We start from the raw sequence: 23,687 nt of genomic DNA, 5'->3' as shown, positions 1-23,687 counted from the left end.
TTAATTATGAAAGAAACAAAATTATGGATTAATGGCAAATGGGAAAGTACAGCTGAGTTAAGTGAACTAACAGCTCCCTATACGGGAAAAATAATTGCGAAAGTTGCAAAAGCCTCTGTGGCTGATGTGGAAAGAGCGATTGAAGGGGCTCATAAAGCGTTTCTGTCATTTAAGAAGACAACAGCATATGAACGTGCAGAGATTTTATATAAAGTTGCGGCAATTATGCGTGACCGTAAATTTGAACTTGCAAAAATTTTAGCAGATGAAGCGGCAAAACCTTTATCAGCAGGGCTTACCGAATTAGATCGTACGATTACTACGTATCAATTCGCAGCAGAAGCGGCAAAACAAATTACAGGTGAAACCGTTCCAATGGATGCTACACCTGGTGTTAAAGATCGAATGGGTTATACAAAACGAGTACCATTAGGAGTAGTCTCTGCAATAACACCGTTTAACTTTCCGTTTAACTTAGTGGCGCATAAGTTAGGGCCGGCCTTTGCTGTAGGGAATACAGTTGTATTAAAACCGGCATCACAAACACCATTAAGTGCGCTTGCGATGGCGGAAATTTTTAAAGAAGCTGGATTACCTGACGGGGCTCTTCAAATTGTGACTGGTGGTGGCGGCGATTTAAGCGATACGCTTGTGACACACCCACTTGTGAAAAAGGTTACATTTACTGGTAGTGGCGCGGTTGGACTGAAAATTAAAGAAAAGGTCGGATTGCGTAAAATTACATTAGAGCTAGGTTCAAATGCTGCATTAATTGTAGAGCCTTCAACACCAATTGAAAAAATTATAGCGCGCTGTGTAGGCGGTGCATTTGGCTTTGCGGGACAAGTCTGCATTTCTCTACAGCGTGTATATGTTCACAGTTCAATTTATGAGCAATTCACGAAGTTGTTTGTTGAAGAGACAGAAAAGTTAGTGGTTGGAGATCCACATGATGAACAGACAGATGTGAGTGCGATGATTCACCCTGATGAGGTAAAACGTATTAAGGATTGGATTGAAGCCGCGAAACAACAAGGTGCGGTTGTTGCAACAGGGGCGGAATTTACGGATCGTACATGTTCGCCGACCGTTATGACAAATGTGAAGCCGGATATGAAAATTGTATGTGAAGAAACCTTTGCGCCTATTGTTTCAATCGTTCCATATGAAACATTAGACGAGGCAATAGCGCTCGTAAACGAATCAGAGTTAGCCTTAAATGCTGGTATTTATACAAACGTTTTCACAGATGCTATGAAAGCAGCAGAGGAGATTGAAGCAGGAACGGTAGTTATTAATGATGTTCCTACATTCCGCGTAGATAATATGCCATATGGTGGTGTTAAAAATAGCGGCTATGGCAAAGAAGGTATTAAGTATGCTGTGGAAGAAATGACAGAGCTGAAATTTATAACAATGAAGCTGACATATTAAAAATTCAAACTAGCACTTTGCCCTATCGAATAGTAACATGGAGTGTAGTTAGAAAGGAGGATATTTATGAAAACAACTTTACCAATGAGTTATTCAAAATCTATCCAAACTCGATTAGTACTACCTCCTGATACGAATCACCATCAATCTATATTCGGGGGAAAAGTATTAGCATATATTGATGAGATTGCGGCAATTGCAGCAATGAAACATTCTCAGGGAGAGGTCGTCACAGCATCTTTCGACTCCGTAGATTTTGTCTCACCAGCATATGCAGGTGATATGATAGAGCTAGAGGCAGTCGTTTCTGGGACGGGACGTACATCAATGGAAGTGTATGTACGTGTAGTTTCTAGAAATGTTAAAACCGGAGCAAAAAAATTAACGACAGAATCTTTCGTGACAATGGTTGCAATTGATGGAAATGGCAATCCGAAAGAAGTACCAGGTGTTGAGCCGGAAACGGATTTTGAACGTCATTTATTTGAAACAGGTCCTATTCGTCAAGAACATCGAAAGCAAAAGCGGGTCTTATCAAAAAATCGCCTGCTTAAATGACAATTTAGCAATAATCAAAGGAGGCAGTGATAAAGGGAAACCTTTTACCACTGCCTCTTCATTTTTCTTAATAGCTATTTAAAACACCGCTAATTGAAAATTAGTTATTTAATTCATGAACGATGCGCAACAACGAATCAGAAGAAGTTGAGACAAGATTGGTTGTATGTGTTAATCCCGTAATGACAGAGGATATGGTATGAATGTCTTCATTAGTATTTTCATATTTCTTTTTAATGCCGGATACAGCTTCTGTAATAGAAGTAAATGAATCCGTTAAATTTTTTTGAGTATCGACACTCATTTTGACCTGCTCATCGACACTCGAAACAGAATGAGACATTTGGGTAATACTGAGCTCAGTTTCTTTAATTAATTGCGACACATTTTGAACTGCTTTTTTCGTTTCTTCTGCAAGCTTTCGAACTTCATCCGCTACGACAGCAAAACCTTTACCATGTTCTCCTGCACGGGCAGCTTCAATAGATGCATTTAACGCTAGTAAATTCGTTTGATCAGCGATACCTGTAACTAACCCTACGATATCAGCAATTTTTTGAGAGGATTGACGAAGTGTAACCATTGAAGTTTCCAATGTCTCTACTCGGTCTAAAATCGTCTTCATAATTGCCGTTTGACTCACTAAATAGGTTGTGCCGGTTGTCGATTTGTCTTCTGTCTCCGCGACTAAATTTAAACCTTGCTCTGTATTAGAAGCGATTTCTTCAGATTGGCTGGCTATTTCCTGTAAAGAATCGTTTGTTTCATCACTAATGCTATACAATTCCTGTGCGGTATTTTGAATCCGGTCGATTAGTTTTGTTTGCAACTCTACATTTTCCATACGAATTCGCTGTTCTTCCTTTTCATAAGCTTCGATAACAAGCTGCTGTTCGAGATTAATAATTTTCGAGAAAGCATTAATGGCTTTACCCATTTCGGAGTTCGGCATATCAATCTTTTCGATAAACTCAATAAATGTCGTTATTAAGGATTGGAACGAAGCAATATACCATTTTGATTTTAAACCAATTCTGACATGTACATGTGCAATTGTCTGACGCTCTTCTAAGTAATGCGAATCAATTGAAGCTTTAAAAATACTTTCTAAATGTTTGTATAGAGTAACTTTTAATCGGTCTATTTTACTTGTATTATTTATAATATCAGTAAGCTCCGTGCTTAAACTAATTGCTGCATAGAACTGTTCCACCATAGTAGGAATGATTTCTGGTGCAAAGGGCTCCAGCTGTTTGATTATGGCTAAGTCATCGTTTGTTAATTTTAATAATTGAAGCTGTTTATTTAAATCGGGATACTTCGAAACATCTAAAGAAACTTCTTGAGAATATTTATCTATATCAAAGTAAGTTTTTTTTGAAACTTTAGTCGCTCTTGCAAATAGAATGCCCATACTATTCCTCATTTCATTAATTTTCCAACTATTACAATCTTACTATTTTTTATTGGTATTATCATTATTATTTCGGTATAAATTCTTATTATTGAAGAATTTGTAATTTAAAATTAAACCAGGTATGATAGAAACTAACAAAAATAGATTCAAAGGGCGTAGAAAAAATGAAATTTCATAAAGGTCGTTTAAAATTTGTTATACCATTGTCATTGGGGGTTGCAATTGCTTCTTATATTATGTTAGTCAATAATTATGCAGAAGTAGGCGACCGTGATCGAATATTGATTGTGATAGGAGCTACCATTTTAACAGCTATAATTTCGTATTTTTTATTTCCTCAAGAAGGGGATAACCCGGATGATAGAGGTCCATATTAATCAGAAGTTTGTTCTCTAAGAAATCTCGATAAAAGAATCGGGATTTTTTTATTCCTGCTATGAAACTTTTATGAATATTATTCGTAAATAAGTTAACAATATAAAGTGAGGTTGATAACAAATGGAATCTAAATGGTCAAAAATTATTATTCATGCGAGTGCCTTTTTTGCTCCTTTCCTAGTACCGATTCTATTTTTCTTAATAACTACTGAATCCGAAGTAAAACGTACTGCAATGCAAGCATTACTATTCCAAGTTGTATTTGGTATTTTATTAACAATTGCAGGGATCTTCTCAATTGTGTTAATCGGTTTACCATTCTTATTGGTGTTCTTCATAATCTTCTGGGGTGCTCCAGTGATAGGAATTATAAAAGCATTATCAGACCAAGATTGGAATTATCCAATTGTCGGTCGTTGGGTATAAGATTAAGCGGTCGAGTTTGTACAAAACAAACTCGGCTGTTTTTTTACATTAATAGGGATTTATTGTTGTAATTTAGGGGAAACTTAAGTAAGAGCAAATAGTTGCATTCCAAAAAATAAATATTGTATATTTAAGTCAAAGATAGTCAAAGTCAGTTGATGAGAGGTGAGAACAGCATGAGGAATATATCTGACATAATTGAAGGGTATTTGAAGGAAGTTATTGAATTAGATGGACAGGGACATATTGAAATAAAGCGAAATGAATTAGCGAAGCAATTTTCCTGCGCTCCTTCCCAAATCAATTACGTCATCAATACGCGTTTCACGACCGAACATGGATACTATGTAGAGAGTAAGCGCGGGGGTGGCGGTTATATTCGAATTTTGCGAGTAACAATCCACTCAAAGAAAAACTTATTAGATGAAATGGAAACACAGATAGGGAATGCCATTGCACAGACGAATGCAGAGCATATTATTTATCGATTGTTGGAAGAGGATATTATTACCGAGCGTGAAGCAAGCATTATGAAAGTAGCCCTCGATCGTGTCACATTACAGGTAGGTTTACCACTCCGTGATCAGTTAAGGGCACGCATTATGCATGCAATGCTACAAACGATTTCTTTTGAAAAGTAGAGGTGTAAATATATGATATGTGAGCATTGTAAGCAGCGTCATGCAAATGTAACCGTAACACAAGTTCATAACGGTCAGAAAGTGGAACGTCACTATTGTGAAGTATGCGCTACACAATTCCATCCATTTCAATTTGATGTGAGTGAAGAGCCAACCTCTCTTCAACAACTTATATCGAATTGGTTCAATTTTGTACCGGTGAATGCAAAAAAAGAAAATGCAACGAAACAGCCTACCACTCAAAAAGCATGTCCTTCTTGTGGGTTTACGTACCGACAATTTTTAAAGCAAGGTAAATTTGGTTGTGGTCAGTGTTATGAGACATTTAGCGAGCAATTACCACAGTTGCTTGAGCGCATTCAAGCAGGCACACAGCATGTAGGGTACGAAAAAAATGCCCCATCAAAAGAAAAAATCGAACAACAAATTAACGAACTCCGTACATTATTACATCAGGCGATTGCTGAGGAACGCTTTGAAGATGCAGCCTTGATTCGTGATGAAGTACGTGAATTGGAAAATAAAATTAAACAGGAAGGAGAGGGGAACGCATGAACATCGAGCATTTTCTAACGAATGCTAGTCCAAGCTGGATGCAACATGAAAGCGAATCGGATATCGTCATAAGCACACGCATTCGACTTGCTCGTAATATTGCCAATACTCGATTTCCGATAAGTTTTACAGAAGAAGAGGCACAGGTAGTCGAAGATAAAATGATGAAGGTTCTACTATCTACAGACGTAAACCCTTATCAATTTTCCTACTTCCAAATAAAAGATATGCCTGTATTACAGCGTCAAATCCTAGTGGAGAAGCACCTTATAAGCCCTAACTTGGCACGAAGAAAAAAAATAGGATCATTTTTTTTAACAAAAGATGAATCCATTAGCATATTAGTAAATGAAGAGGACCATATTCGGATTCAGAGCCTGACACAAGGCATGAACTTAAAAGAAGCCTTTCAGGAAGCTAGAACAATTGACCGCTACTTAAGTAAGTCAATCAACTATGCATATGAAGACCGATATGGATACTTAACAAGTTGCCCGACCAATGTTGGAACGGGACTTAGAGCCTCTGTCATGCTTCATTTACCAGCACTTACGATGACTAAACAAATGAATGCCTTAATTCAGATGATGACAAGATTAGGAATGGTAGTGAGGGGTATATATGGAGAAGGAAGTGAAAATTTAGGTAATATTTATCAAATCTCTAATCAAATCACTTTAGGTAAATCTGAAGAAACAATTTTGCAGGAGCTTCAAGAAGTAGTAGAGCAAGTGATACAAAAAGAACAGCTTGCTCGGAAGAATTTGTTGATGCGAGCGCCTTCAATATTAGAAGACCGTTTAAGTCGCTCACTTGGTACATTGAAGTATGCAAAAATTTTACCGAGTGAAGAAGCCGCAAGCTGTTTATCCAATGTCCGTCTTGGGGTAAGTTTAGGATTATTAGAACCTATTTCACAGCGTAAATTAAATGAGTGCATGCTTTTAATGCAACCTGGACTCATTCAGCAATATATTGGTACTACTTTGCAACCAGCAGAGCGCGATATGTATCGTGCAAAGCTTTTACAAGATAAGTTAAACGAGCAAGATGAAGCTACAAACAATGGGGAAAAAGGAGAGGATTTTTTATGATGTTCAATCGATTCACACAACGTGCTCAGAAAGTATTACAACTTGCTCAAGAAGAAGCAATTCGCCTTAAGCATAAAGAAATTGGAACAGAACATATTTTACTTGGCTTAATTCGTGAAGGTGGCGGGATTGCTGCAAAAGCATTGGAAGCAATTAATATTAGCCCTCAAATGATTGAAACAGGTATAGAGGAATTAGTAGGAAAAGGTACCGAGGAAGTTGGGCCTATCGTACATTACACACCGCGTGCTAAAAAAGTAATCGAACTTTCATTGGACGAATCACGTAAATTAGGTCATGCATATGTAGGAACAGAACATATTCTATTGGCATTAATTCGTGAAGGAGAAGGTGTTGCAGCACGAGTATTGGCTAACACAGGTGTAAGTATTAATAAAGCACGCCAACAAGTTTTATTACTTTTAGGAAATAATGATGCCAATAATAGTGGAACGTCAAATATGGCGCAAACTGTAAATACACCGACGTTGGATAGTTTAGCACGTGACTTAACAGCAGTTGCCCGAGAAGGTTCACTTGATCCTGTCATTGGACGCTCAAAAGAAATTACACGTGTCGTGGAAGTATTGTCACGCCGTACGAAAAACAACCCAGTACTAATTGGGGAGCCAGGTGTCGGTAAAACAGCCATTGCTGAAGGATTAGCTCAGCAAATTATTAATAATGAAGTACCTGAAACACTACGTGACAAACGTGTTATGACACTTGATATGGGTACTGTAGTAGCAGGTACAAAATATCGCGGTGAATTCGAGGACCGTTTGAAAAAAGTTATGGATGAAATTCGCCAAGCAGGCAATATTATTCTTTTCATCGATGAGCTTCATACACTAATCGGTGCAGGTGGTGCTGAAGGTGCAATTGATGCATCAAACATTTTAAAACCATCTTTAGCTCGTGGGGAATTACAATGTATCGGTGCCACAACACTTGATGAATACCGTAAATATATTGAGAAAGATGCTGCATTGGAGCGTCGTTTCCAACCTATCCAAGTCGATGAGCCGTCTGTTGATGAAACCATCCAAATTATTAAAGGCTTACGTGACCGTTATGAAGCACATCACCGTGTGAAAATTTCGGATGAAGCAGTAGAAGCGGCGGCGAAATTATCAGATCGTTACATTTCAGACCGTTTCTTACCGGATAAAGCGATTGACTTAATTGATGAGGCAGGTTCGAAAGTACGTTTACGTTCATATACAGTTCCACCGAATTTAAAAGAACTGGAAGATAAGTTAGAAGGCATAAAATCCGAAAAGAATGCAGCTGTTTCAGGTCAGGAATTTGAAAAGGCAGCAGCGTTACGTGATTCGGAGCAAAAGCTAAAACAAGAGCTAGAGCAAATGAAAAAGGAATGGAAAGAAAAGCAGGGTAAAGAAGAGTCGACAGTATATGTAGATGACATTGCCCAAGTTGTTGCAATGTGGACTGGAATTCCAGTTTCTAAAATTGCACAAGCAGAATCTGCGAAATTACTGAACCTTGAAGAAGAATTACACAAGCGTGTAGTCGGTCAAGGTGAAGCGGTGGAAGCAATTTCACGAGCTATTCGTCGTGCACGCGCGGGATTAAAAGATCCTAAACGTCCAATCGGTTCATTCATCTTCCTTGGTCCTACAGGTGTCGGTAAAACGGAACTTGCAAGGGCGCTGGCAGAAGTAATGTTCGGTGATGAAGATGCGATGATCCGTGTAGATATGTCAGAGTATATGGAGAAACATTCGACTTCACGTTTAGTTGGTTCACCTCCAGGCTATGTGGGCTTTGATGATGGCGGTCAATTAACGGAAAAAGTTCGTCGTAAACCATACTCAGTTGTATTACTTGATGAAATCGAAAAAGCACATCCAGATGTATTCAACATCTTATTGCAAGTACTGGAAGATGGTCGTTTAACGGATTCAAAAGGTCGTGTTGTAGATTTCCGTAATACGGTAGTTATTATGACATCAAACGTTGGTGCGGATGCATTGAAATACCGTAAGCATGTTGGATTTAGTGCAGGATTAAATGAATCGAAAGATAAAGATATGAAGGGTACAATGCTGGAAGAACTGAAAAAAGCATTCCGCCCAGAGTTCTTAAACCGTATTGATGAAATGATTGTGTTCCACTCATTAGAGAAAGTTCACTTAAAAGAAATCGTATCATTAATGGCTAACTCTTTAACAAACCGTCTTAAAGAGCAAGAAATTGAGCTGCACCTTACAGATGCTGCACTTGAAAAGATTGCTGAAGAAGGCTACGATCCACAATATGGTGCCCGCCCATTACGTCGTGCATTGCAAAAACATGTAGAAGACCGTTTATCTGAAGAACTGTTAAAAGGGACATTAGATAAATCGCAAACAGTGGTACTTGATTATGTAAGTGATGAGTTCATCGTCCGTACACAAGAAAAAGTATCAACAAATTAATGGAATAAAAAGACGAGGTAGGTTATTTCCTGCCTCGTCTTTTTTTAGCCATTTTTGAAGCCCAAAATGAATTTTACGACTGATTAGTGGGTATTCGATTTTGTTTCGTGTACAATTATAGGAACAAACATTCGAAGGAGCTAGCAAAATGGCAAAAAAGAAATCGAAATTTATGTGCAGCAGCTGTGGCTATGAAGCGGCAAAATGGATGGGACGTTGCCCAGGGTGTGGCGAATGGAATACGATGAACGAAGAAGTCGAAGTCATCACAAAAGGGCCGCGTGGTGCGTTCCAGCATTCTACAACCGCTACAAAGGCAACACCTATTATTCATGTGGAGGTACAGGAAGAAACACGTATTGCCACAGAAATGAATGAATTTAATCGCGTTTTAGGCGGCGGAATTGTCCCAGGCTCACTTGTATTGATAGGGGGAGACCCAGGAATAGGGAAGTCGACATTACTATTACAAGTATCTGCTCTTCTTTCTAATCAAGGAAAGCGTGTGTTATACATTTCCGGCGAGGAATCTGTACGTCAAACGAAACTAAGAGCCGAACGCTTAGGTGTTCACACTCCAGAGCTTTATATTTACTCGGAAACAAATCTGGAATTTTTAAATCAAACAATTGATGAAGTACAACCGAAATTTGTTATAGTCGATTCAATTCAAACAGTACATCATCCAGAAGTAACGAGTGCGCCGGGGAGTGTTTCTCAAGTACGTGAATGTACAGCAGAATTAATGCGTATTGCGAAAACGAAAAACATCGCGATTTTCTTGGTTGGTCACGTTACAAAGGAAGGTCAGATTGCAGGGCCGCGTATTTTAGAACATATGGTAGATACTGTTTTGTATTTTGAAGGGGAGCGTCACCATAACCACCGTATTTTACGGAGTCAAAAAAACCGTTTTGGTTCTACAAATGAAATTGCGATTTTCGAGATGCTCCACGGTGGATTGAAAGAAGTATTGAATCCGTCTGAGCTGTTTCTACAGGAACGTTCACAAGGTGCACCAGGCTCGACAATTGTAGCGTCAATGGAAGGGACACGACCAATTTTGGTGGAAATACAGTCACTTATCACGCCGACAAGTTTCAATTATCCAAAACGCATGGCTACAGGGGTTGATCAAAACCGTGTGCAGCTTTTAATGGCAGTATTGGAAAAACGGATGGGTATGATGCTTCAGGCACAGGATGCCTATATTAAAGTTGCCGGTGGGGTGAAGCTGGATGAGCCGGCAATTGATTTAGCGGTATTAACGAGTATTGTTTCGAGCTTTAAAGATCAAACAGTACGCCCGACCGATTGCTTTATTGGGGAAGTAGGATTAACTGGTGAAGTACGTCGCGTTTCTAGAATTGAGCAGCGTGTACAAGAAGCGGCAAAGCTAGGGTTTAAACGCGCATTTATTCCAGCCTCAAATATTGGGGGCTGGGAGTTCCCTGCAGATATACAAGTAGTCGGTGTTGAAACGATTAGTGATGCACTTCGGGAATCTTTTCAAAATTTATAGTAAACCTTTTGTGTTCTCGATGAGCGCGGGAGAAAATAGAAGTTGTCCGTAAAGCGGGGAACAATGTAGATAAAAAAGCGTCGCAATGGGTAGAAACCAAATTGCGACGCTTTATTTTGTACAACAATAAATTATGCTTTTACAGTTTTATCTTTCTTTTCAAATGCTTCTCTTGTGAAAATGCCAAAAGGCTTTCCAATCGGTAAGAAATTGAAGCCGAAATGCTTGTTTAATACATTAGCCCCTGCACCGTATAGTGATAAAAGCGCAATAATTAATTCAGAATAAGCGGCTAATAAATGCATACCGTGCTCCATTATCCCAAATGAGCTTAATGCTAAACCGATAAATAGTAAATCAATCATTACAAAGATAGAAAATAAAACTTTATTTGTTTCAGCTGCACCAATCGTCATAAATAGGGTAAAGATTAAATACCCTAGATACACAACGCCAAGCTGACGTGTATCAACAGATGCTTGCAATGCTTCACCGAACACACCGGCTTGAACGAACCAGCTCATACCTACACCCATCCAAAATAAACCATATGCGCCAAATGCTGTCGTACCAAATGTATTATTATGCTTTGAATCTAATACTGACGCGTAAAATTGTGCAATCCCACCTAAGAAAATTGCCCAGGGAATGACTAAACCTAAACCTTCAGTCCATCCCAATTTTTGAGTTGAAGCCACAAATGTCACAATAGCTAAACCGAATAACCCGATTGCAGATGGGTCAGCGGTTGAGATTTTTATTTCTTTTGTTGTATCCATAACGTATTCTCCTATTCTATGTTGTCATTTTTCTATTATATTAAAATAATATCTAAATGCTATGTGTGAGTATAATTTTGAACGAACTCTGTAATAATCGAAAAGATATAATGTAAATTCAACAAATAGAAAGGGAGAATTCTCTGCAAATGTTTAATATTAATGAAGGCATGGAACTTACATAAATAGAGTCTTTAATTAATATTTCTATTTTGCTGCGATATTGATGGTTGTGCTTCGCATGAACAGGGCATTATATGTATAATTATTGATGGAGGTGATAGTAAATGTTAAAAAGAATTATCCAAGTAGCATTTTTATTTATCGGTGGAGCATTAGGTCTCATTTTCTTACCGCCATTATACGAATTTATGAATTTATCATCCAATCCGTGGCTTAATAATCCATACTTTAGTGTTGCGATAGGTGCTGCTTTATTATTTGTTCTATCGTTTGCGTTATCCGATTACTTTGTAAAATTAATTACATGGTTAGAAGAAGTATTATTTAAATTGCCTGCAGCAGATTTGTTGTTTGGGACGCTTGGCTTAATTGTAGGGCTAAGTGTAGCAACATTAGTTGGTGTGGCAATTAATCAAATGAATATACCTGTAATTACTGCGGTTGTTCCAGCAATCTTATCGATTGTACTAGGATATTTAGGCTTTAGATTAGGCTTTAGTAAGCGTGACGAGCTTATGCAGATTTTTACAGGGAAATCCAATAAAAAGCGTATTAATGAGACATCTGGAAAAGAATTGCAGGAACAGGAGCAAGAGCAATATAAATTGCTTGATACGAGCGTTATTATTGATGGGCGTATAGCGGACATATCCGAGACAGGGTTTGTTGAAGGGATTTTAGTCGTGCCTCAGTTTGTACTAACAGAGCTTCAGCATATTGCAGATTCTTCTGATACGTTAAAACGTACGCGTGGTCGCAGAGGATTGGATATTCTAAAGCGTCTTCAGGATGAACGGTCATCCAAAGTCCTTATTACTGAAGTAGATTTTGAAGATGTGGCTGAAGTAGATTTAAAGTTGGTCCGTTTAGCTAAAAATATGAGTGCACAAATTTTAACGAATGATTTTAACTTAAATAAAGTTTGCGAATTGCACCGTGTAAAAGTATTGAATATTAATGATTTGGCAAATGCGGTCAAGCCTGTCGTTATTCCTGGTGAAGATATGCAAGTAGTTGTGATTAAAGATGGTAAAGAACACAATCAAGGGGTAGCATATTTAGATGATGGTACGATGATTGTTGTAGAAGGCGGTCGTAGCTATATCGGGCAGGCGATTAGAGTAACGGTAACAAGTGTATTACAAACATCAGCCGGGCGAATGATTTTCGCGAAGCCAAAAGAAGATTAGGAAGTGAAGTATTTTGCGGTATGAAGTCGTTTTGCCGGCAGCAGGTAGTGGGAAGCGTATGGGCGCTGGGCAAAATAAACTATTTTTAAACTTAGCGGATAAACCCATCTTAGTGCATACTCTTCTTGTTTTTGAACAAGATGCAAACTGCACAGGAATTTGGCTAGCAGTAAAGGATGAGGAACGATTATTTATACAATCGCTCATCGAAAATTATAATATTACAAAAGTAAAAGGGCTCCCTACAGGGGGAGAAGAACGGCAACATTCAGTGCATTCATGTATTAAAGAAATGAAGGCAGTAGAGGTTGTTCTTGTTCATGATGCAGCAAGGCCTTTTATTACGATTCCAAAAATTACAGAACTTGCAAAGGTTGCATACGAAAAAGGAGCAGCCATTGCAGGCGTTCGTGCAAAAGATACGATGAAAATTGTGCAGAATGGACTCATTAAAGAAACAATTGACCGTGAGTCTTTATGGATGGTTCAAACACCGCAAGCATTCCGGTATGATTTATTGGCTGAAGCAGAAGATGTAGCTGAAAAGGTTGGTTTTTTAGGAACGGATGAAGCGATGCTAGTAGAACGATTAGGGCATGATATTCACATCGTAGAATGCAGCTACGAAAATGTAAAAATGACGACTCAGGAAGACTTGATTTTTGGAGAAGCTATTTTAGAAAAACATAACTTTAGAAAGAGCCTTGAAAAGTAAAAGGTTTTCAAGGCTTTTTTTGTAGAAGTTGATTATACTATGGGTAATGAGATTAGCAGAAAGAAGGTGAAAGCTAGTTTACTTTGTAAGCTAGCATTATTATGTTTCGAATAGGACAAGGTTTTGACGTTCATGAGTTTGCAGAAGGACGTCCATTAATTTTAGGTGGGATTACAATTCCCCATGAGCGCGGCTTGCTAGGGCATTCAGATGCTGATGTACTTTTGCATACCGTGACAGATGCAGCATTAGGGGCAATTGGTGAAGGAGATATAGGTCGACACTTCCCGGATACAGATCCAGAGTGGAAAGATGCCGATTCAGCGAAGTTACTTGAATACATTTGGAAAAAGGTTGAAGAACGGGGCTACAAATTAGGCAATGTAGATTGCACGATTATGGCTCAGCGTCCAAAAATGGCGCCATATATTGCGCAAATGCAAAACCGTATCGCAGAATTATTAAATGCAGAGCCTTCACAAGTAAATGTAAAAGCAACAACGACCGAAAAATTGGGATTTGTTGGTCGTGAAGAAGGTATTGCCGCAATGGCAACAATTCTTTTAGTGAAAGCTTAAGGCAAAATTAGGTGTGAAAATCAACATATGTTGCTTTAACTTAGTAACTGACAGTGGTAGAATGGACAAGGTTTAAAAAGACACTTATTGTGAAAGTATAGTGCAATATAATGTTCTTTCTTACACATATAAAAAAATGTATACTTTTTATATTAAAAATGGTCGAGCGTATTAACGCTAAAATTAGGAGGCAATATTATGACGAAAACAGTTCGAGTTCGTTATGCACCATCGCCAACAGGATTTTTACATATCGGTGGCGCACGTACAGCTTTATTTAACTATTTATATGCAAAACATCATAACGGAACTTTTGTAGTACGTATTGAAGATACAGATATCGAGCGTAATGTAGAGGGTGGAGAAGCTTCTCAACTTGATAACTTACGTTGGTTAGGTATTGTACCAGATGAGTCAGTGGATATTGGGGGGCCGTATGCACCGTATCGCCAAATGGAGCGCCTGGATATTTATAAAGAGCATGCAGAAAAGATGTTGGAATCAGGTCAAGCATATAAATGTTTCTGTACATCAGAAGAGCTAGAAGCAGAGCGTGACGCTCAAAAAGCGAAGGGTATTGCTGCTCCAATGTACGGAGGGAAATGCCGTCACTTAACATCAGAAGAAGTTGCTGCAAAAGAAGCAGCGGGCGAGCAATATACAATCCGTATGCGTGTACCAGCAGATGTGACATATAACTTCAATGATTTAGTTCGTGGTGAAGTATCGTTTGAATCAAAGGATGTTGGTGACTGGGTGCTTGTGAAAGCAAATGGAATTCCAACATACAACTATGCTGTTGTATTAGATGATCACTTTATGGAAATTACGCATGTATTCCGAGGGGAAGAGCATTTATCGAATACACCAAAACAAATGATGATCTTTGATGCCTTCGGATGGGAATATCCACAATATGGCCATATGACATTAATCGTAAATGAAGAGCGCAAAAAATTATCAAAGCGTGATGAATCAATTATTCAATTCGTTACGCAATATAAAGAGCTTGGTTATTTACCGGAAGCAATGTTTAATTTCTTTGCCTTACTAGGCTGGTCTCCGGAAGGGGAAGAGGAAATCTTTTCTCATGATGAACTTGTTAAGCTTTTTGATGAAAAACGTTTATCAAAATCACCATCTATGTTTGATAAAACAAAACTTACATGGATGAACAACCAATATATTAAAAAAATGTCTCGTGAAGAAGTTGTTGCACTAGCATTGCCACACTTACAAAAAGCAGGCTTACTACCAGAAGAGTTATCAGAAGAGCAGCATGTATGGGCTTCTGATTTAATCGCACTTTACCATGAGCAAATGAGCTTCGGGGCTGAAATCGTAGAATTATCGAGCCTATTTTTCACAGAAGAAATTGCATATGATGAAGAAGCAAACGAGGTATTAGCAGGTGAGACAGTGCCAGCTGTTATGGCTGCATTTAAAACTCAGTTAGAAACTTTAGAATCCTTTGATGCAGACTCAATTAAAGCGGCTATTAAAGCCGTGCAAAAAGAAACAGGGGTAAAAGGTAAAAACCTATTCATGCCGATTCGAGTTGTGACGACTGGTCAAACACATGGACCGGAATTACCGAACGCCATTTCCTTAATCGGCAAGGAAAAAACAATCGCCCGTGTCGGGAAGTTTGCTGAATAGTTATCTAAGAGTAATATTAATGATTGATTTTTCAGAAAATAAATGTAAAATGAATGTAAATTGTATATAAAGTTAGCACGTTGAGAAGGAGAAGTACGCGGCGCATACCTTATTAGAGAGGATCATCACCGGCTGAAAGTGATCTAGGTCTAGGCAAAGCTGAAATGCACCTTCGAGTATTTAACTGAAATTATAGTAAGTTAAGTCGATTTGTCCCCGTTAAAGGACTTTCAAGCGGAAAAAGTATTCGTATTTTTTCAACCAGAGTGGAACCGCGCGTATAGCGTCTCTGTCACCTTTAACTAGGTGATGGAGACGCTTTTTTGTAGAAATAAAAAGTGAATATTTAATTAAAAAAGAATGTATATAAAAAGGAGCGGCAAAATGAGTATTCAAATCTTCAATTCGTTAACGAGACAAAAAGAGCCCTTTATTCCATTAGAGGATGGCAAAGTGAAAATGTATGTATGTGGTCCTACAGTATACAATTACATTCATATCGGAAATTCACGTCCAGTCATCGTATATGATACGGTACGACGCTATTTCCAGTATGCCGGCTATGAAGTGAAATTCGTATCGAATTTTACCGATGTTGATGACAAAATTATTAAAGCTGCCAATGAGCTGGGAGAAGAAACATCGGCGTTAACAGACCGCTTCATTGCTGCATATTTTGAAGACATTACTGCATTGGGTTGCCAAAAAGCGGATGCCCATCCACGTGTAACAGAGCATATGCACGATATTATTGAATTTATTAAAGTGCTAATTGATAAGGGTTATGCATATGAATCTCAAGGCGATGTTTATTATCGTACACGTAAATTCGATGGCTATGGAAAGTTAAGCCACCAATCGATCGATGATTTAAAAGTAGGCGCTCGCATTGAAGCAGGTGAAAAGAAAGAAGACCCGTTAGATTTTGCCTTATGGAAAGCAGCCAAAGTAGGGGAAATTAAATGGGACTCTCCGTGGGGAGAAGGACGCCCAGGTTGGCATATTGAATGCTCTGTTATGGCACGTGAGCATTTAGGTGATACAATCGATATTCACGCAGGAGGTCAGGATTTAACATTCCCTCACCACGAAAATGAAATTGCGCAATCAGAAGCGCATAACGATAAAACATTTGCACGTTATTGGATGCATAATGGCTATATTAATATTGATAATGAAAAAATGTCAAAATCCCTCGGTAACTTTATATTAGTGCATGATATTCGTCAGCAAATCGATCCGCAAGTACTGCGTTTCTTTATGTTGTCTGTTCATTATCGTCACCCAATCAACTTCGCGCAAGATTTAGTGGAAGCGGCGAAAAACGGATTGGATCGTATTCGTACCTCTTATGCAAATGCTGAGCACCGTTTGGCATTATCGGCAAGCTTAGGGGATGACAGCGAACAATGGCTTGAGAAAGTTAATCAAGTGAAAGTTGATTTTGAAAATGCAATGAATGATGACTTCAACACAGCAAATGCGATTTCGGCATTGTTTGAACTATCACATATTGCCAATGTTTATTTAAAAGAAACTAATACTGATAAAGCTGTGTTGCAAGCGATATTAAATATGTTTGATGCAATTGGAGAAGTATTGGGAATTAAAGTGAAAATTGAAGCTGGTTTATTGGACGAAGAGATAGAGGCATTGATTGAAGAGCGTAACCAAGCTCGTAAAAACAGAGATTTTGCACGGTCAGATGAAATTCGTGACCAATTGTTAAGTATGGATATTGTGCTGGAAGATACTCGTCAAGGAACACGCTGGAAACGAGGACAATAGATGCAAAACTTAACACCGCATGATGTCATACAGTTAAATGCACTGGCGCTCGCCTATATGGGGGACGCCGTGCTTGAACAAAGAATTCGAGAATATTTAATTTTATCTGGTCGCGCAAAGCCAAATACATTGCATAAAGAAGCGACAAAATATGTTTCGGCCAAATCTCAGTCAAACATCGTACATCGCATGATTGACGAAAACTATTTGACAGATGAAGAACAAGCCGTTTTCCGTAGAGGGCGCAATGCCAAATCAGGCTCTGTCCCTAAAAATACAGATGTTCGCACATATCGAAATAGTTCGGGCTTTGAGGCTGTTTTAGGCTATTTATTTTTAAGCAAAGAACATGACCGGGCAAATGAAATTATAGATTACGCAATAGAAATCGTAGAACATTCAAAAGGAGAGTAACTATGGCAGAAAAAAGACAGCAAGGTCGTAAGCCGCGCGATGCTAAAGGTCGCGACAAAAAGGCGGATACCTTTAAAGCTCACGATAAAAAACAGCAGGAAAAACCTCAGGCTGCCCAAGAGGAAGTAACCGGAGAAATGATTGCCGGGAAAAATCCGGTATTAGAAGCGCTACGTGCAGGTCGTGAAATCAACAAATTATGGATCGCTGAAGGTGTTAAGAAAACAGGTGTACAGGAATTAATGGACTTAGCGAAAGAGCAAGGTGTGTTAGTTCAATTTGTACCAAAGCAAAAAGTAGATAAACTAGCAGAAAACCATCAGGGAATTGTTGCATCTGTTGCAGCATATGACTACGCAGAGCTAGATGACTTATTTGAAGTGGCAAAAGTAAAAAATGAAGATCCGTTTTTCCTTATTTTAGATGAGCTAGAGGACCCTCATAACTTAGGTTCAATTATGCGAACGGCAGATGCAATCGGTGTACATGGTATCATTATACCGAAGCGTCGTGCGGTAGGTTTAACGGCAGTTGTTGCAAAAGCTTCAACGGGCGCTATCGAGCATGTACCAGTTGTGCGTGTAACGAATTTAGCCCAAACAGTGGACGAGTTAAAAGACCGTGGCGTTTGGATAGCGGGAACAGATGCTAAAGGTTCGGCCGATTATCGTAAAATGGATGCAACATTACCGCTTGCATTAATTATTGGTAGTGAAGGTAAAGGAATGAGCCGTCTTTTAAAAGATAAATGTGATTTCTTATATCACTTACCAATGGTTGGTCATGTTACATCATTGAACGCTTCCGTAGCAGCAGCACTGCTTATGTATGAAGTGTACCGTAAACGACAAGAAGCTAACGGATGAGGTTATGCAAAACATTTTGCTAGTAGACGGCTATAACATGATAGGTGCATGGAGTGAGCTGCGTCCATTACGCGAACCCCACTTTGAAGATGCGCGCGATCGCTTGATTGAAAGAATGGCTGAATATAAAGCGCATACAGGGTGGCGTGTGATTGTTGTGTTTGATGCACACCTTGTACCGGGCACAGAGCAACTCTATATTCAGCATGCTGTGGAAGTAATCTACACGCGTAAAAACGAAACAGCAGATGAGCGTATTGAAAAGTTATCGACCGAGTTGAAAGGGCGCAAAATTCAAATCCATGTGGCAACTTCCGATATGACAGAGCAAAATGTCGTATTCGGTCACGGTGCTTTAAGGAAGTCCGCACGTGAGCTTGAAATTGAGATGCAAATTATTCAGTCGAAAATTTCCTCTAAAGTAAAAGAATCGACTGACGAAAAGCCGGCCTCAAGAATTAAATTATCGAAAGAAGTAGAACTACAATTTGAAAAATGGAGACGAGGGATTAAGTAATAGTTTGCCCGCAATTTCCAATTAAGTTATACTATTCCTAATAATTCTAGCGTAGCTGAGGTGATTTTCGTTGCTTAAAAGTGAGAAGTTACAAATGGTACTGCATTTAGAACGTTTGACAGATGAAGGGCTTGTAGAGCAGGTGCATCTAGGCAATACAGATGCGTTAGATTTTTTGATTTCGAAATACCGGCTTTTCGTTAAAGCAAAAGCACGGTCATATTTTTTGGTGGGTGCCGATAAAGAAGATATTATCCAAGAGGGTATGATTGGCTTATATAAGGCCATCCGAGATTTTAGAGAGGATAAGCTTGCTTCGTTCCGTGCATTTGCCGAGTTGTGCATAACAAGGCAAATTATTACAGCGATTAAAACGGCTACACGCCAAAAGCATATCCCTTTAAATTCTTATGTGTCCTTAGATAAGCCGATTTATGATGAAGAATCAGAGCGGACATTAATGGATATAATTACGAGTCCACTTTCTGATGATCCAGAGTATTTGATGATTAACCGTGAGGACTATGTTTATCTAGAACAAAAGATGGGCGAGGTATTAAGCGAGCTTGAACAGCAAGTGTTGGCTCGTTATTTAGAGGGCCAATCCTATAATGAAATTTCTGAAGAATTAAACCGCCATGTTAAATCTATAGATAATGCCCTGCAACGGGTAAAGCGTAAATTAGAGCGGCATCTTGAACTAAAAGAAATAACTTAAACACTGACAGCCTTTATTGACAGTGGGAAATTTAGGTGTTAGTCTTTAAAGGACAAACTGCCGAAAAGGTGATATAAATGGCAAAGAAAGTCGTTTTAAGCTGTGAAAAATGTGGTTCAAGAAACTACAGCGTTCCTAAAAAAGATGGAGCGACTGAGCGCTTAGAATTAAAGAAATTTTGCTCGCATTGCAACGAGCATACAACGCATAAACAAACGTTATAAATAAAAAATAGATTAATTCGTTGTTCGGGGGTTAGCCAAAATGAGTAAGGTAACAAACTTTTTTCAAGAAGTCGGCTCGGAAATGCGTAAAACAAGTTGGCCAAAAAGCAAAGAGTTAACGAAATATACGGTAGTAGTAATTTCAACAGTTATCGTTATGGCGTTATTCTTTACGGTTACAGATTTAGGAATCTCAGAATTATTCCGTTGGTTCTTGTCTCTATAAGCTATATCATGTTAATATTTCGAAATAGCCCGTCAATTTCAAATAACGGGTTTTTTCATTTGTTAAAAAATGTTTTATAGTTAATAAATAGATTATTGAAGTTTTGTGATCGGGGAAATATATACCCTAACACATTAAAGTAAAGGAGGGACGGACGATTTAGTCCTACCTATATGGAGAAAAATTGGTATGTAGTTCATACGTATTCTGGTTATGAAAACCGAGTGAAAGCTAATCTTGAAAAACGTGTAGAAACTATGGGTATGCAAGATAAGATTTTCCGAGTAATCGTAGCTGAGCATGAGGAAATCGATGTAAAAGAAGACGGTAAGAAAAAAGCGGTAATGCGTAAAATCTTCCCTGGTTATGTTCTAGTAGAGTTGATTATGACAGACGACGCTTGGTATGTAGTCCGTAACACACCAGGGGTAACTGGTTTCATCGGTTCTTCAGGCGGCGGGGTTAAGCCAACGCCATTATTACCGGAAGAAGCAGAACGTTTACTTGCACAAATGGGCATGAACGAGTCTCAATTAGGTGAAGTTGAAATTTCTGTTGGTGAAGTTGTTGAAGTTCTTGAAGGGCCATTTGCACATTTCCAAGGTCGCGTAGAAGAAGTAGATGTAGATAAAGCGAAACTAAAAGTTTTAGTAGATATGTTTGGTCGCGAAACAGTGATGGAACTAGATTTCAACCAAGTGCAAAAAATATAGAATTATTTAGACTTGATTAAGCAATTTAAAAGTGTTATCATTTCATAGGTCAGACTGTCATTCTATTTGATGTTTGATTTAATTAGTTTTAATGTTATCGGCTTAGCTGACGAACAGATATTGAGTGGGAGGGGCAACCCTATTACCACATCACGGACTTAAGGAGGTGTGTCTCGTGGCTAAAAAAGTTATTAAAGTTGTAAAACTTCAAATCCCTGCTGGTAAAGCAAACCCAGCGCCACCGGTTGGTCCTGCATTAGGTCAAGCAGGTGTTAATATCATGGGATTCTGTAAAGAATTTAACGCTCGTACTGCTGATCAAGCTGGTCTTATTATTCCAGTTGAAATTTCAGTATTCGAAGATCGTTCATTTACTTTCATTACGAAAACTCCACCTGCAGCAGTGTTACTTAAAGTAGCAGCTGGTATCCAATCAGGATCTGGTGAACCAAACCGTAAGAAAGTTGCAACGGTTAAACGTGATAAAGTTCGCGAAATCGCTGAACAAAAAATGCCAGACCTTAACGCTGCTTCAGTTGAAGCTGCTATGTTAATGGTTGAAGGTACTGCACGAAGCATGGGCATTACGATCGAAGACTAATCCCATCTTCAACACTTGATGATGTTTTTGTTTTTTGGAAGGTTGCTGCACTCGGATACTAGTTTGATGAGTGCGCAACCTTTATTCGTGGGAGGTCCAAATCCGTTACAACCACAATCAAGGAGGAAATTATAATGGCTAAAAAAGGTAAAAAACTGCAAGAAGCAGCTAAATTAATCGACCGCGCAACTTTATACTCTGTTGAAGAAGCAGTAGCATTAGCGCAAAAAACAAGCTCAGTAAACTTTGATGCAACTGTAGAAGTAGCATTCAAATTAGGTATCGACACTCGTAAGAATGACCAACAAATCCGTGGTGCGGTAGTATTACCACACGGTACTGGTAAAACTCAACGCGTTTTAGTTTTCGCTAAAGGCGAAAAAATTAAAGAAGCAGAAGCTGCTGGTGCTGATTATGTAGGCGATGCAGAATACATCCAAAAAATCCAACAAGGTTGGTTTGATTTCGATGTAATCGTTGCAACTCCTGACATGATGGGTGAAGTTGGTAAATTAGGTCGTGTATTAGGTCCTAAAGGTTTAATGCCAAACCCTAAAACAGGTACAGTTACATTTGACGTAACAAAAGCTATCGAAGAAATCAAAGCTGGTAAAGTAGAATACCGTGCTGAAAAGTCTGGTATCATCCACGCACCAATTGGTAAAGTTTCTTTCGATACAAACAAATTAGTAGAAAACTTCTTAGCTGTTTTTGAAGTAGTTCAAAAAGCTAAGCCAGCTGCAGCAAAAGGTACTTACATGAAGTCTGTAAATGTTACAACTACAATGGGTCCTGCTGTAAAAGTTGACGCTGCTAACGTAACTATTAAGTAATTATCCGATTTTTAAAAATCGTAAAATAAAATTTGTTGACAACACATCTCTTACTTGATAAGATGAATGCTGTTGTGAATCATCCATTTGTACCGTAGACAGTAGGGGTGCCAATATTGCACTTAATGAGCCTACCGAGGACATCGGAGTTCGGATTCTTTTTAAGATGATGTACTTTCAGCCTCTATGTCTATTTTGATGTAGAGGCTTTTCTTTGTCGGTATAAATGACTCATTCTAATAGGAGGTGTCATCATGAGCAAAGCAATCGAAACAAAAAAAGTTCAAGTTCAAGAAATCGCTGATAAATTCTCAGCTGCTGCTTCTATCGTAGTAGTAGATTACCGTGGTTTAACTGTAGCGCAAGTAACAGAATTACGTAAGCAATTACGTGAAGCTGGTGTTGAGTTCAAAGTATATAAAAATACTTTATCTCGTCGTGCTGCTGAAACTGCTGGTTTAGAAGGAATCAATGAATTCTTAACTGGTCCAAATGCTATCGCATTCTCTAACGAGGACGTAGTAGCTCCTGCTAAAATTATTAACGAATTCGCTAAGAAAAACGAAGCGTTAGAAATTAAAGCTGGTATCATCGAAGGTACTGTGGCATCAGTTGAAGACGTTAAAGCTCTTGCAGAACTTCCATCTCGCGAAGGTCTATTATCAATGCTTTTATCTGTACTTCAAGCTCCAGTGCGCAACTTCGCACTTGCAACAAAAGCTGTTGCAGAACAAAAAGAAGAGCAAGGCGCTTAATATTAGCCTCTTAACTTCAACAATCAGGCAAATTGCCTAAACTAATAAACATTCCATAGGAGGAAATTAAAATGAACAAAGAGCAAATCTTAGAAGCTATCAAAGCTATGACAGTTCTAGAATTAAACGACTTAGTAAAAGCAATCGAAGAAGAATTCGGTGTAACAGCTGCTGCTCCAGTAGCAGTAGTTGCTGGCGGTGCTGCTGCAGCTGAAGAAAAAACTGAGTTTGACGTAGTATTAACATCTGCTGGTCAAGAAAAAATTAAAGTAATCAAAGTGGTTCGTGAAATCACTGGATTAGGTTTAAAAGAAGCTAAAGAGGTTGTTGACAACGCTCCTAAAGCTCTTAAAGAAGGCGTTTCTAAAGATGACGCTGAAGCTATCAAAGCTAAACTTGAAGAAGTTGGCGCTTCAGTAGAAGTTAAATAATTTTAGTTTAACTTTATTTAATAGCTATGCC

The 23,687-nt window shown here is 38.6% G+C and carries 27 protein-coding genes and 2 other annotated features; of the genes, 25 read left to right on the top strand and 2 right to left on the bottom strand.

What is annotated here, in order from left to right; genetic code table 11:
* The first annotated feature begins 6 nt into the window (after nucleotides 1-6).
* On the top strand, nucleotides 7-1,434 hold the full coding sequence (locus MKY13_RS19645; protein ID WP_339214540.1) for an aldehyde dehydrogenase family protein: 1,428 nt from the start codon (nucleotides 7-9) through the stop codon (nucleotides 1,432-1,434).
* A 66-nt stretch (nucleotides 1,435-1,500) separates the two neighbouring features.
* Nucleotides 1,501-1,992 carry an acyl-CoA thioesterase gene (locus MKY13_RS19640; RefSeq protein WP_191701118.1) on the top strand — a complete coding sequence of 164 codons (492 nt, stop codon included), beginning with the start codon at nucleotides 1,501-1,503 and terminating at the stop codon, nucleotides 1,990-1,992.
* 100 nt (nucleotides 1,993-2,092) lie between these two features.
* On the opposite strand, the gene MKY13_RS19635 is transcribed toward MKY13_RS19640, so the two are convergent.
* Nucleotides 2,093-3,406 (bottom strand): globin-coupled sensor protein, encoded by a 1,314-nt coding sequence (locus MKY13_RS19635; RefSeq protein WP_339214538.1) that lies wholly within the window; start codon nucleotides 3,404-3,406, stop codon nucleotides 2,093-2,095.
* 167 nt (nucleotides 3,407-3,573) lie between these two features.
* Between MKY13_RS19635 and MKY13_RS19630 the strand changes: the two genes are divergently transcribed.
* The 7 genes from MKY13_RS19630 (at nucleotide 3,574) to radA (ending at nucleotide 10,466) form a co-directional block, all read left to right on the top strand.
* Nucleotides 3,574-3,786 (top strand): acyltransferase, encoded by a 213-nt coding sequence (locus MKY13_RS19630; protein ID WP_191701120.1) that lies wholly within the window; start codon nucleotides 3,574-3,576, stop codon nucleotides 3,784-3,786.
* A gap of 121 nt (nucleotides 3,787-3,907) precedes the next feature.
* The gene (locus tag MKY13_RS19625) at nucleotides 3,908-4,213 is read left to right on the top strand and encodes a DUF4870 domain-containing protein (RefSeq protein WP_339214535.1); all 306 of its coding nucleotides are present in this window, start codon (nucleotides 3,908-3,910) and stop codon (nucleotides 4,211-4,213) included.
* 176 nt (nucleotides 4,214-4,389) lie between these two features.
* Nucleotides 4,390-4,854 (top strand): CtsR family transcriptional regulator, encoded by a 465-nt coding sequence (locus tag MKY13_RS19620; RefSeq protein ID WP_191704114.1) that lies wholly within the window; start codon nucleotides 4,390-4,392, stop codon nucleotides 4,852-4,854.
* A gap of 12 nt (nucleotides 4,855-4,866) precedes the next feature.
* Nucleotides 4,867-5,409 (top strand): UvrB/UvrC motif-containing protein, encoded by a 543-nt coding sequence (locus MKY13_RS19615; RefSeq protein ID WP_191701123.1) that lies wholly within the window; start codon nucleotides 4,867-4,869, stop codon nucleotides 5,407-5,409.
* Complete coding sequence (locus MKY13_RS19610) at nucleotides 5,406-6,503, top strand: protein arginine kinase (protein ID WP_191701124.1); 1,098 nt, start codon at nucleotides 5,406-5,408, stop codon at nucleotides 6,501-6,503. Before MKY13_RS19615 ends, MKY13_RS19610 begins: the two co-directional genes overlap by 4 nt.
* Nucleotides 6,500-8,944: an ATP-dependent Clp protease ATP-binding subunit gene (locus MKY13_RS19605; protein WP_191701125.1), complete on the top strand. Its 2,445-nt coding sequence runs from the start codon at nucleotides 6,500-6,502 to the stop codon at nucleotides 8,942-8,944. Before MKY13_RS19610 ends, MKY13_RS19605 begins: the two co-directional genes overlap by 4 nt.
* A gap of 148 nt (nucleotides 8,945-9,092) precedes the next feature.
* Nucleotides 9,093-10,466 carry a DNA repair protein RadA gene (gene radA / locus MKY13_RS19600; RefSeq protein WP_191701126.1) on the top strand — a complete coding sequence of 458 codons (1,374 nt, stop codon included), beginning with the start codon at nucleotides 9,093-9,095 and terminating at the stop codon, nucleotides 10,464-10,466.
* 131 nt (nucleotides 10,467-10,597) lie between these two features.
* Here the strand turns inward: radA and MKY13_RS19595 are convergent, their stop codons facing one another.
* Entirely contained in the window at nucleotides 10,598-11,245 is a 648-nt protein-coding gene (locus MKY13_RS19595; RefSeq protein WP_339214530.1) for an acetate uptake transporter, read from the bottom strand.
* Between the two features lie 287 nt (nucleotides 11,246-11,532).
* Between MKY13_RS19595 and MKY13_RS19590 the strand changes: the two genes are divergently transcribed.
* The 16 genes from MKY13_RS19590 (at nucleotide 11,533) to rplL (ending at nucleotide 23,656) form a co-directional block, all read left to right on the top strand.
* Complete coding sequence (locus MKY13_RS19590; RefSeq protein ID WP_191701128.1) at nucleotides 11,533-12,618, top strand: PIN/TRAM domain-containing protein; 1,086 nt, start codon at nucleotides 11,533-11,535, stop codon at nucleotides 12,616-12,618.
* A gap of 13 nt (nucleotides 12,619-12,631) precedes the next feature.
* Nucleotides 12,632-13,333: a 2-C-methyl-D-erythritol 4-phosphate cytidylyltransferase gene (gene ispD, locus MKY13_RS19585; protein WP_191701129.1), complete on the top strand. Its 702-nt coding sequence runs from the start codon at nucleotides 12,632-12,634 to the stop codon at nucleotides 13,331-13,333.
* Between the two features lie 101 nt (nucleotides 13,334-13,434).
* Nucleotides 13,435-13,911: a 2-C-methyl-D-erythritol 2,4-cyclodiphosphate synthase gene (gene ispF, locus MKY13_RS19580; protein ID WP_191701130.1), complete on the top strand. Its 477-nt coding sequence runs from the start codon at nucleotides 13,435-13,437 to the stop codon at nucleotides 13,909-13,911.
* Nucleotides 13,912-14,109: 198 nt separating this feature from the next.
* Complete coding sequence (gene gltX / locus MKY13_RS19575) at nucleotides 14,110-15,570, top strand: glutamate--tRNA ligase (protein ID WP_191701131.1); 1,461 nt, start codon at nucleotides 14,110-14,112, stop codon at nucleotides 15,568-15,570.
* A 71-nt stretch (nucleotides 15,571-15,641) separates the two neighbouring features.
* Nucleotides 15,642-15,864: a binding site (T-box leader), on the top strand.
* Nucleotides 15,865-15,954: 90 nt separating this feature from the next.
* The gene (gene cysS / locus MKY13_RS19570) at nucleotides 15,955-17,358 is read left to right on the top strand and encodes a cysteine--tRNA ligase (protein ID WP_191701132.1); all 1,404 of its coding nucleotides are present in this window, start codon (nucleotides 15,955-15,957) and stop codon (nucleotides 17,356-17,358) included.
* Nucleotides 17,359-17,772 carry a Mini-ribonuclease 3 gene (locus tag MKY13_RS19565; RefSeq protein ID WP_191701133.1) on the top strand — a complete coding sequence of 138 codons (414 nt, stop codon included), beginning with the start codon at nucleotides 17,359-17,361 and terminating at the stop codon, nucleotides 17,770-17,772. It begins immediately after the preceding gene.
* A 2-nt stretch (nucleotides 17,773-17,774) separates the two neighbouring features.
* Nucleotides 17,775-18,638, top strand: coding sequence for a 23S rRNA (guanosine(2251)-2'-O)-methyltransferase RlmB (gene rlmB, locus MKY13_RS19560; protein WP_225231331.1), 864 nt, complete (start codon nucleotides 17,775-17,777; stop codon nucleotides 18,636-18,638).
* Between the two features lie 4 nt (nucleotides 18,639-18,642).
* Nucleotides 18,643-19,155: an NYN domain-containing protein gene (locus MKY13_RS19555; protein WP_191701134.1), complete on the top strand. Its 513-nt coding sequence runs from the start codon at nucleotides 18,643-18,645 to the stop codon at nucleotides 19,153-19,155.
* A 94-nt stretch (nucleotides 19,156-19,249) separates the two neighbouring features.
* The gene (gene sigH, locus MKY13_RS19550) at nucleotides 19,250-19,873 is read left to right on the top strand and encodes an RNA polymerase sporulation sigma factor SigH (RefSeq protein WP_191701190.1); all 624 of its coding nucleotides are present in this window, start codon (nucleotides 19,250-19,252) and stop codon (nucleotides 19,871-19,873) included.
* A gap of 77 nt (nucleotides 19,874-19,950) precedes the next feature.
* Nucleotides 19,951-20,097 carry a 50S ribosomal protein L33 gene (gene rpmG / locus MKY13_RS19545; protein WP_191701135.1) on the top strand — a complete coding sequence of 49 codons (147 nt, stop codon included), beginning with the start codon at nucleotides 19,951-19,953 and terminating at the stop codon, nucleotides 20,095-20,097.
* 40 nt (nucleotides 20,098-20,137) lie between these two features.
* A complete protein-coding gene (secE, locus tag MKY13_RS19540) occupies nucleotides 20,138-20,323 on the top strand; it encodes a preprotein translocase subunit SecE (RefSeq protein WP_191701136.1) in 186 nt (61 codons plus the stop codon).
* Between the two features lie 173 nt (nucleotides 20,324-20,496).
* Nucleotides 20,497-21,036: a transcription termination/antitermination protein NusG gene (nusG, locus tag MKY13_RS19535; protein WP_191701137.1), complete on the top strand. Its 540-nt coding sequence runs from the start codon at nucleotides 20,497-20,499 to the stop codon at nucleotides 21,034-21,036.
* 175 nt (nucleotides 21,037-21,211) lie between these two features.
* Nucleotides 21,212-21,637 (top strand): 50S ribosomal protein L11, encoded by a 426-nt coding sequence (gene rplK, locus MKY13_RS19530; protein ID WP_008406998.1) that lies wholly within the window; start codon nucleotides 21,212-21,214, stop codon nucleotides 21,635-21,637.
* Nucleotides 21,638-21,771: 134 nt separating this feature from the next.
* Nucleotides 21,772-22,470: a 50S ribosomal protein L1 gene (gene rplA, locus MKY13_RS19525; protein WP_191701138.1), complete on the top strand. Its 699-nt coding sequence runs from the start codon at nucleotides 21,772-21,774 to the stop codon at nucleotides 22,468-22,470.
* Between the two features lie 74 nt (nucleotides 22,471-22,544).
* Nucleotides 22,545-22,692: a sequence feature (ribosomal protein L10 leader region), on the top strand.
* Nucleotides 22,693-22,724: 32 nt separating this feature from the next.
* The gene (rplJ, locus tag MKY13_RS19520) at nucleotides 22,725-23,225 is read left to right on the top strand and encodes a 50S ribosomal protein L10 (protein ID WP_191701139.1); all 501 of its coding nucleotides are present in this window, start codon (nucleotides 22,725-22,727) and stop codon (nucleotides 23,223-23,225) included.
* 71 nt (nucleotides 23,226-23,296) lie between these two features.
* Nucleotides 23,297-23,656, top strand: a complete 360-nt coding sequence (gene rplL, locus MKY13_RS19515; protein WP_191701140.1) for a 50S ribosomal protein L7/L12 — start codon at nucleotides 23,297-23,299, stop codon at nucleotides 23,654-23,656.
* The last annotated feature ends 31 nt before the right edge of the window (nucleotides 23,657-23,687 follow it).

Source organism: Solibacillus sp. FSL W8-0372 (assembly GCF_037969735.1).
Lineage (GTDB): Bacteria > Bacillota > Bacilli > Bacillales_A > Planococcaceae > Solibacillus > Solibacillus faecavium.
This window is presented reverse-complemented; position numbering and strand designations above follow the sequence as displayed.

Coding starts and splice junctions, on each gene's coding strand:
- MKY13_RS19645 (WP_339214540.1), top strand. CDS start 7: ATGAAAGAAACAAAATTATGGATTAATGGCAAATGGGAAAGTACAGCT.
- MKY13_RS19640 (WP_191701118.1), top strand. CDS start 1,501: ATGAAAACAACTTTACCAATGAGTTATTCAAAATCTATCCAAACTCGA.
- MKY13_RS19635 (WP_339214538.1), bottom strand. CDS start 3,406: ATGGGCATTCTATTTGCAAGAGCGACTAAAGTTTCAAAAAAAACTTAC.
- MKY13_RS19630 (WP_191701120.1), top strand. CDS start 3,574: ATGAAATTTCATAAAGGTCGTTTAAAATTTGTTATACCATTGTCATTG.
- MKY13_RS19625 (WP_339214535.1), top strand. CDS start 3,908: ATGGAATCTAAATGGTCAAAAATTATTATTCATGCGAGTGCCTTTTTT.
- MKY13_RS19620 (WP_191704114.1), top strand. CDS start 4,390: ATGAGGAATATATCTGACATAATTGAAGGGTATTTGAAGGAAGTTATT.
- MKY13_RS19615 (WP_191701123.1), top strand. CDS start 4,867: ATGATATGTGAGCATTGTAAGCAGCGTCATGCAAATGTAACCGTAACA.
- MKY13_RS19610 (WP_191701124.1), top strand. CDS start 5,406: ATGAACATCGAGCATTTTCTAACGAATGCTAGTCCAAGCTGGATGCAA.
- MKY13_RS19605 (WP_191701125.1), top strand. CDS start 6,500: ATGATGTTCAATCGATTCACACAACGTGCTCAGAAAGTATTACAACTT.
- radA (WP_191701126.1), top strand. CDS start 9,093: ATGGCAAAAAAGAAATCGAAATTTATGTGCAGCAGCTGTGGCTATGAA.
- MKY13_RS19595 (WP_339214530.1), bottom strand. CDS start 11,245: ATGGATACAACAAAAGAAATAAAAATCTCAACCGCTGACCCATCTGCA.
- MKY13_RS19590 (WP_191701128.1), top strand. CDS start 11,533: ATGTTAAAAAGAATTATCCAAGTAGCATTTTTATTTATCGGTGGAGCA.
- ispF (WP_191701130.1), top strand. CDS start 13,435: ATGTTTCGAATAGGACAAGGTTTTGACGTTCATGAGTTTGCAGAAGGA.
- gltX (WP_191701131.1), top strand. CDS start 14,110: ATGACGAAAACAGTTCGAGTTCGTTATGCACCATCGCCAACAGGATTT.
- cysS (WP_191701132.1), top strand. CDS start 15,955: ATGAGTATTCAAATCTTCAATTCGTTAACGAGACAAAAAGAGCCCTTT.
- MKY13_RS19565 (WP_191701133.1), top strand. CDS start 17,359: ATGCAAAACTTAACACCGCATGATGTCATACAGTTAAATGCACTGGCG.
- rlmB (WP_225231331.1), top strand. CDS start 17,775: ATGGCAGAAAAAAGACAGCAAGGTCGTAAGCCGCGCGATGCTAAAGGT.
- MKY13_RS19555 (WP_191701134.1), top strand. CDS start 18,643: ATGCAAAACATTTTGCTAGTAGACGGCTATAACATGATAGGTGCATGG.
- sigH (WP_191701190.1), top strand. CDS start 19,250: ATGGTACTGCATTTAGAACGTTTGACAGATGAAGGGCTTGTAGAGCAG.
- rpmG (WP_191701135.1), top strand. CDS start 19,951: ATGGCAAAGAAAGTCGTTTTAAGCTGTGAAAAATGTGGTTCAAGAAAC.
- secE (WP_191701136.1), top strand. CDS start 20,138: ATGAGTAAGGTAACAAACTTTTTTCAAGAAGTCGGCTCGGAAATGCGT.
- nusG (WP_191701137.1), top strand. CDS start 20,497: ATGGAGAAAAATTGGTATGTAGTTCATACGTATTCTGGTTATGAAAAC.
- rplA (WP_191701138.1), top strand. CDS start 21,772: ATGGCTAAAAAAGGTAAAAAACTGCAAGAAGCAGCTAAATTAATCGAC.
- rplJ (WP_191701139.1), top strand. CDS start 22,725: ATGAGCAAAGCAATCGAAACAAAAAAAGTTCAAGTTCAAGAAATCGCT.
- rplL (WP_191701140.1), top strand. CDS start 23,297: ATGAACAAAGAGCAAATCTTAGAAGCTATCAAAGCTATGACAGTTCTA.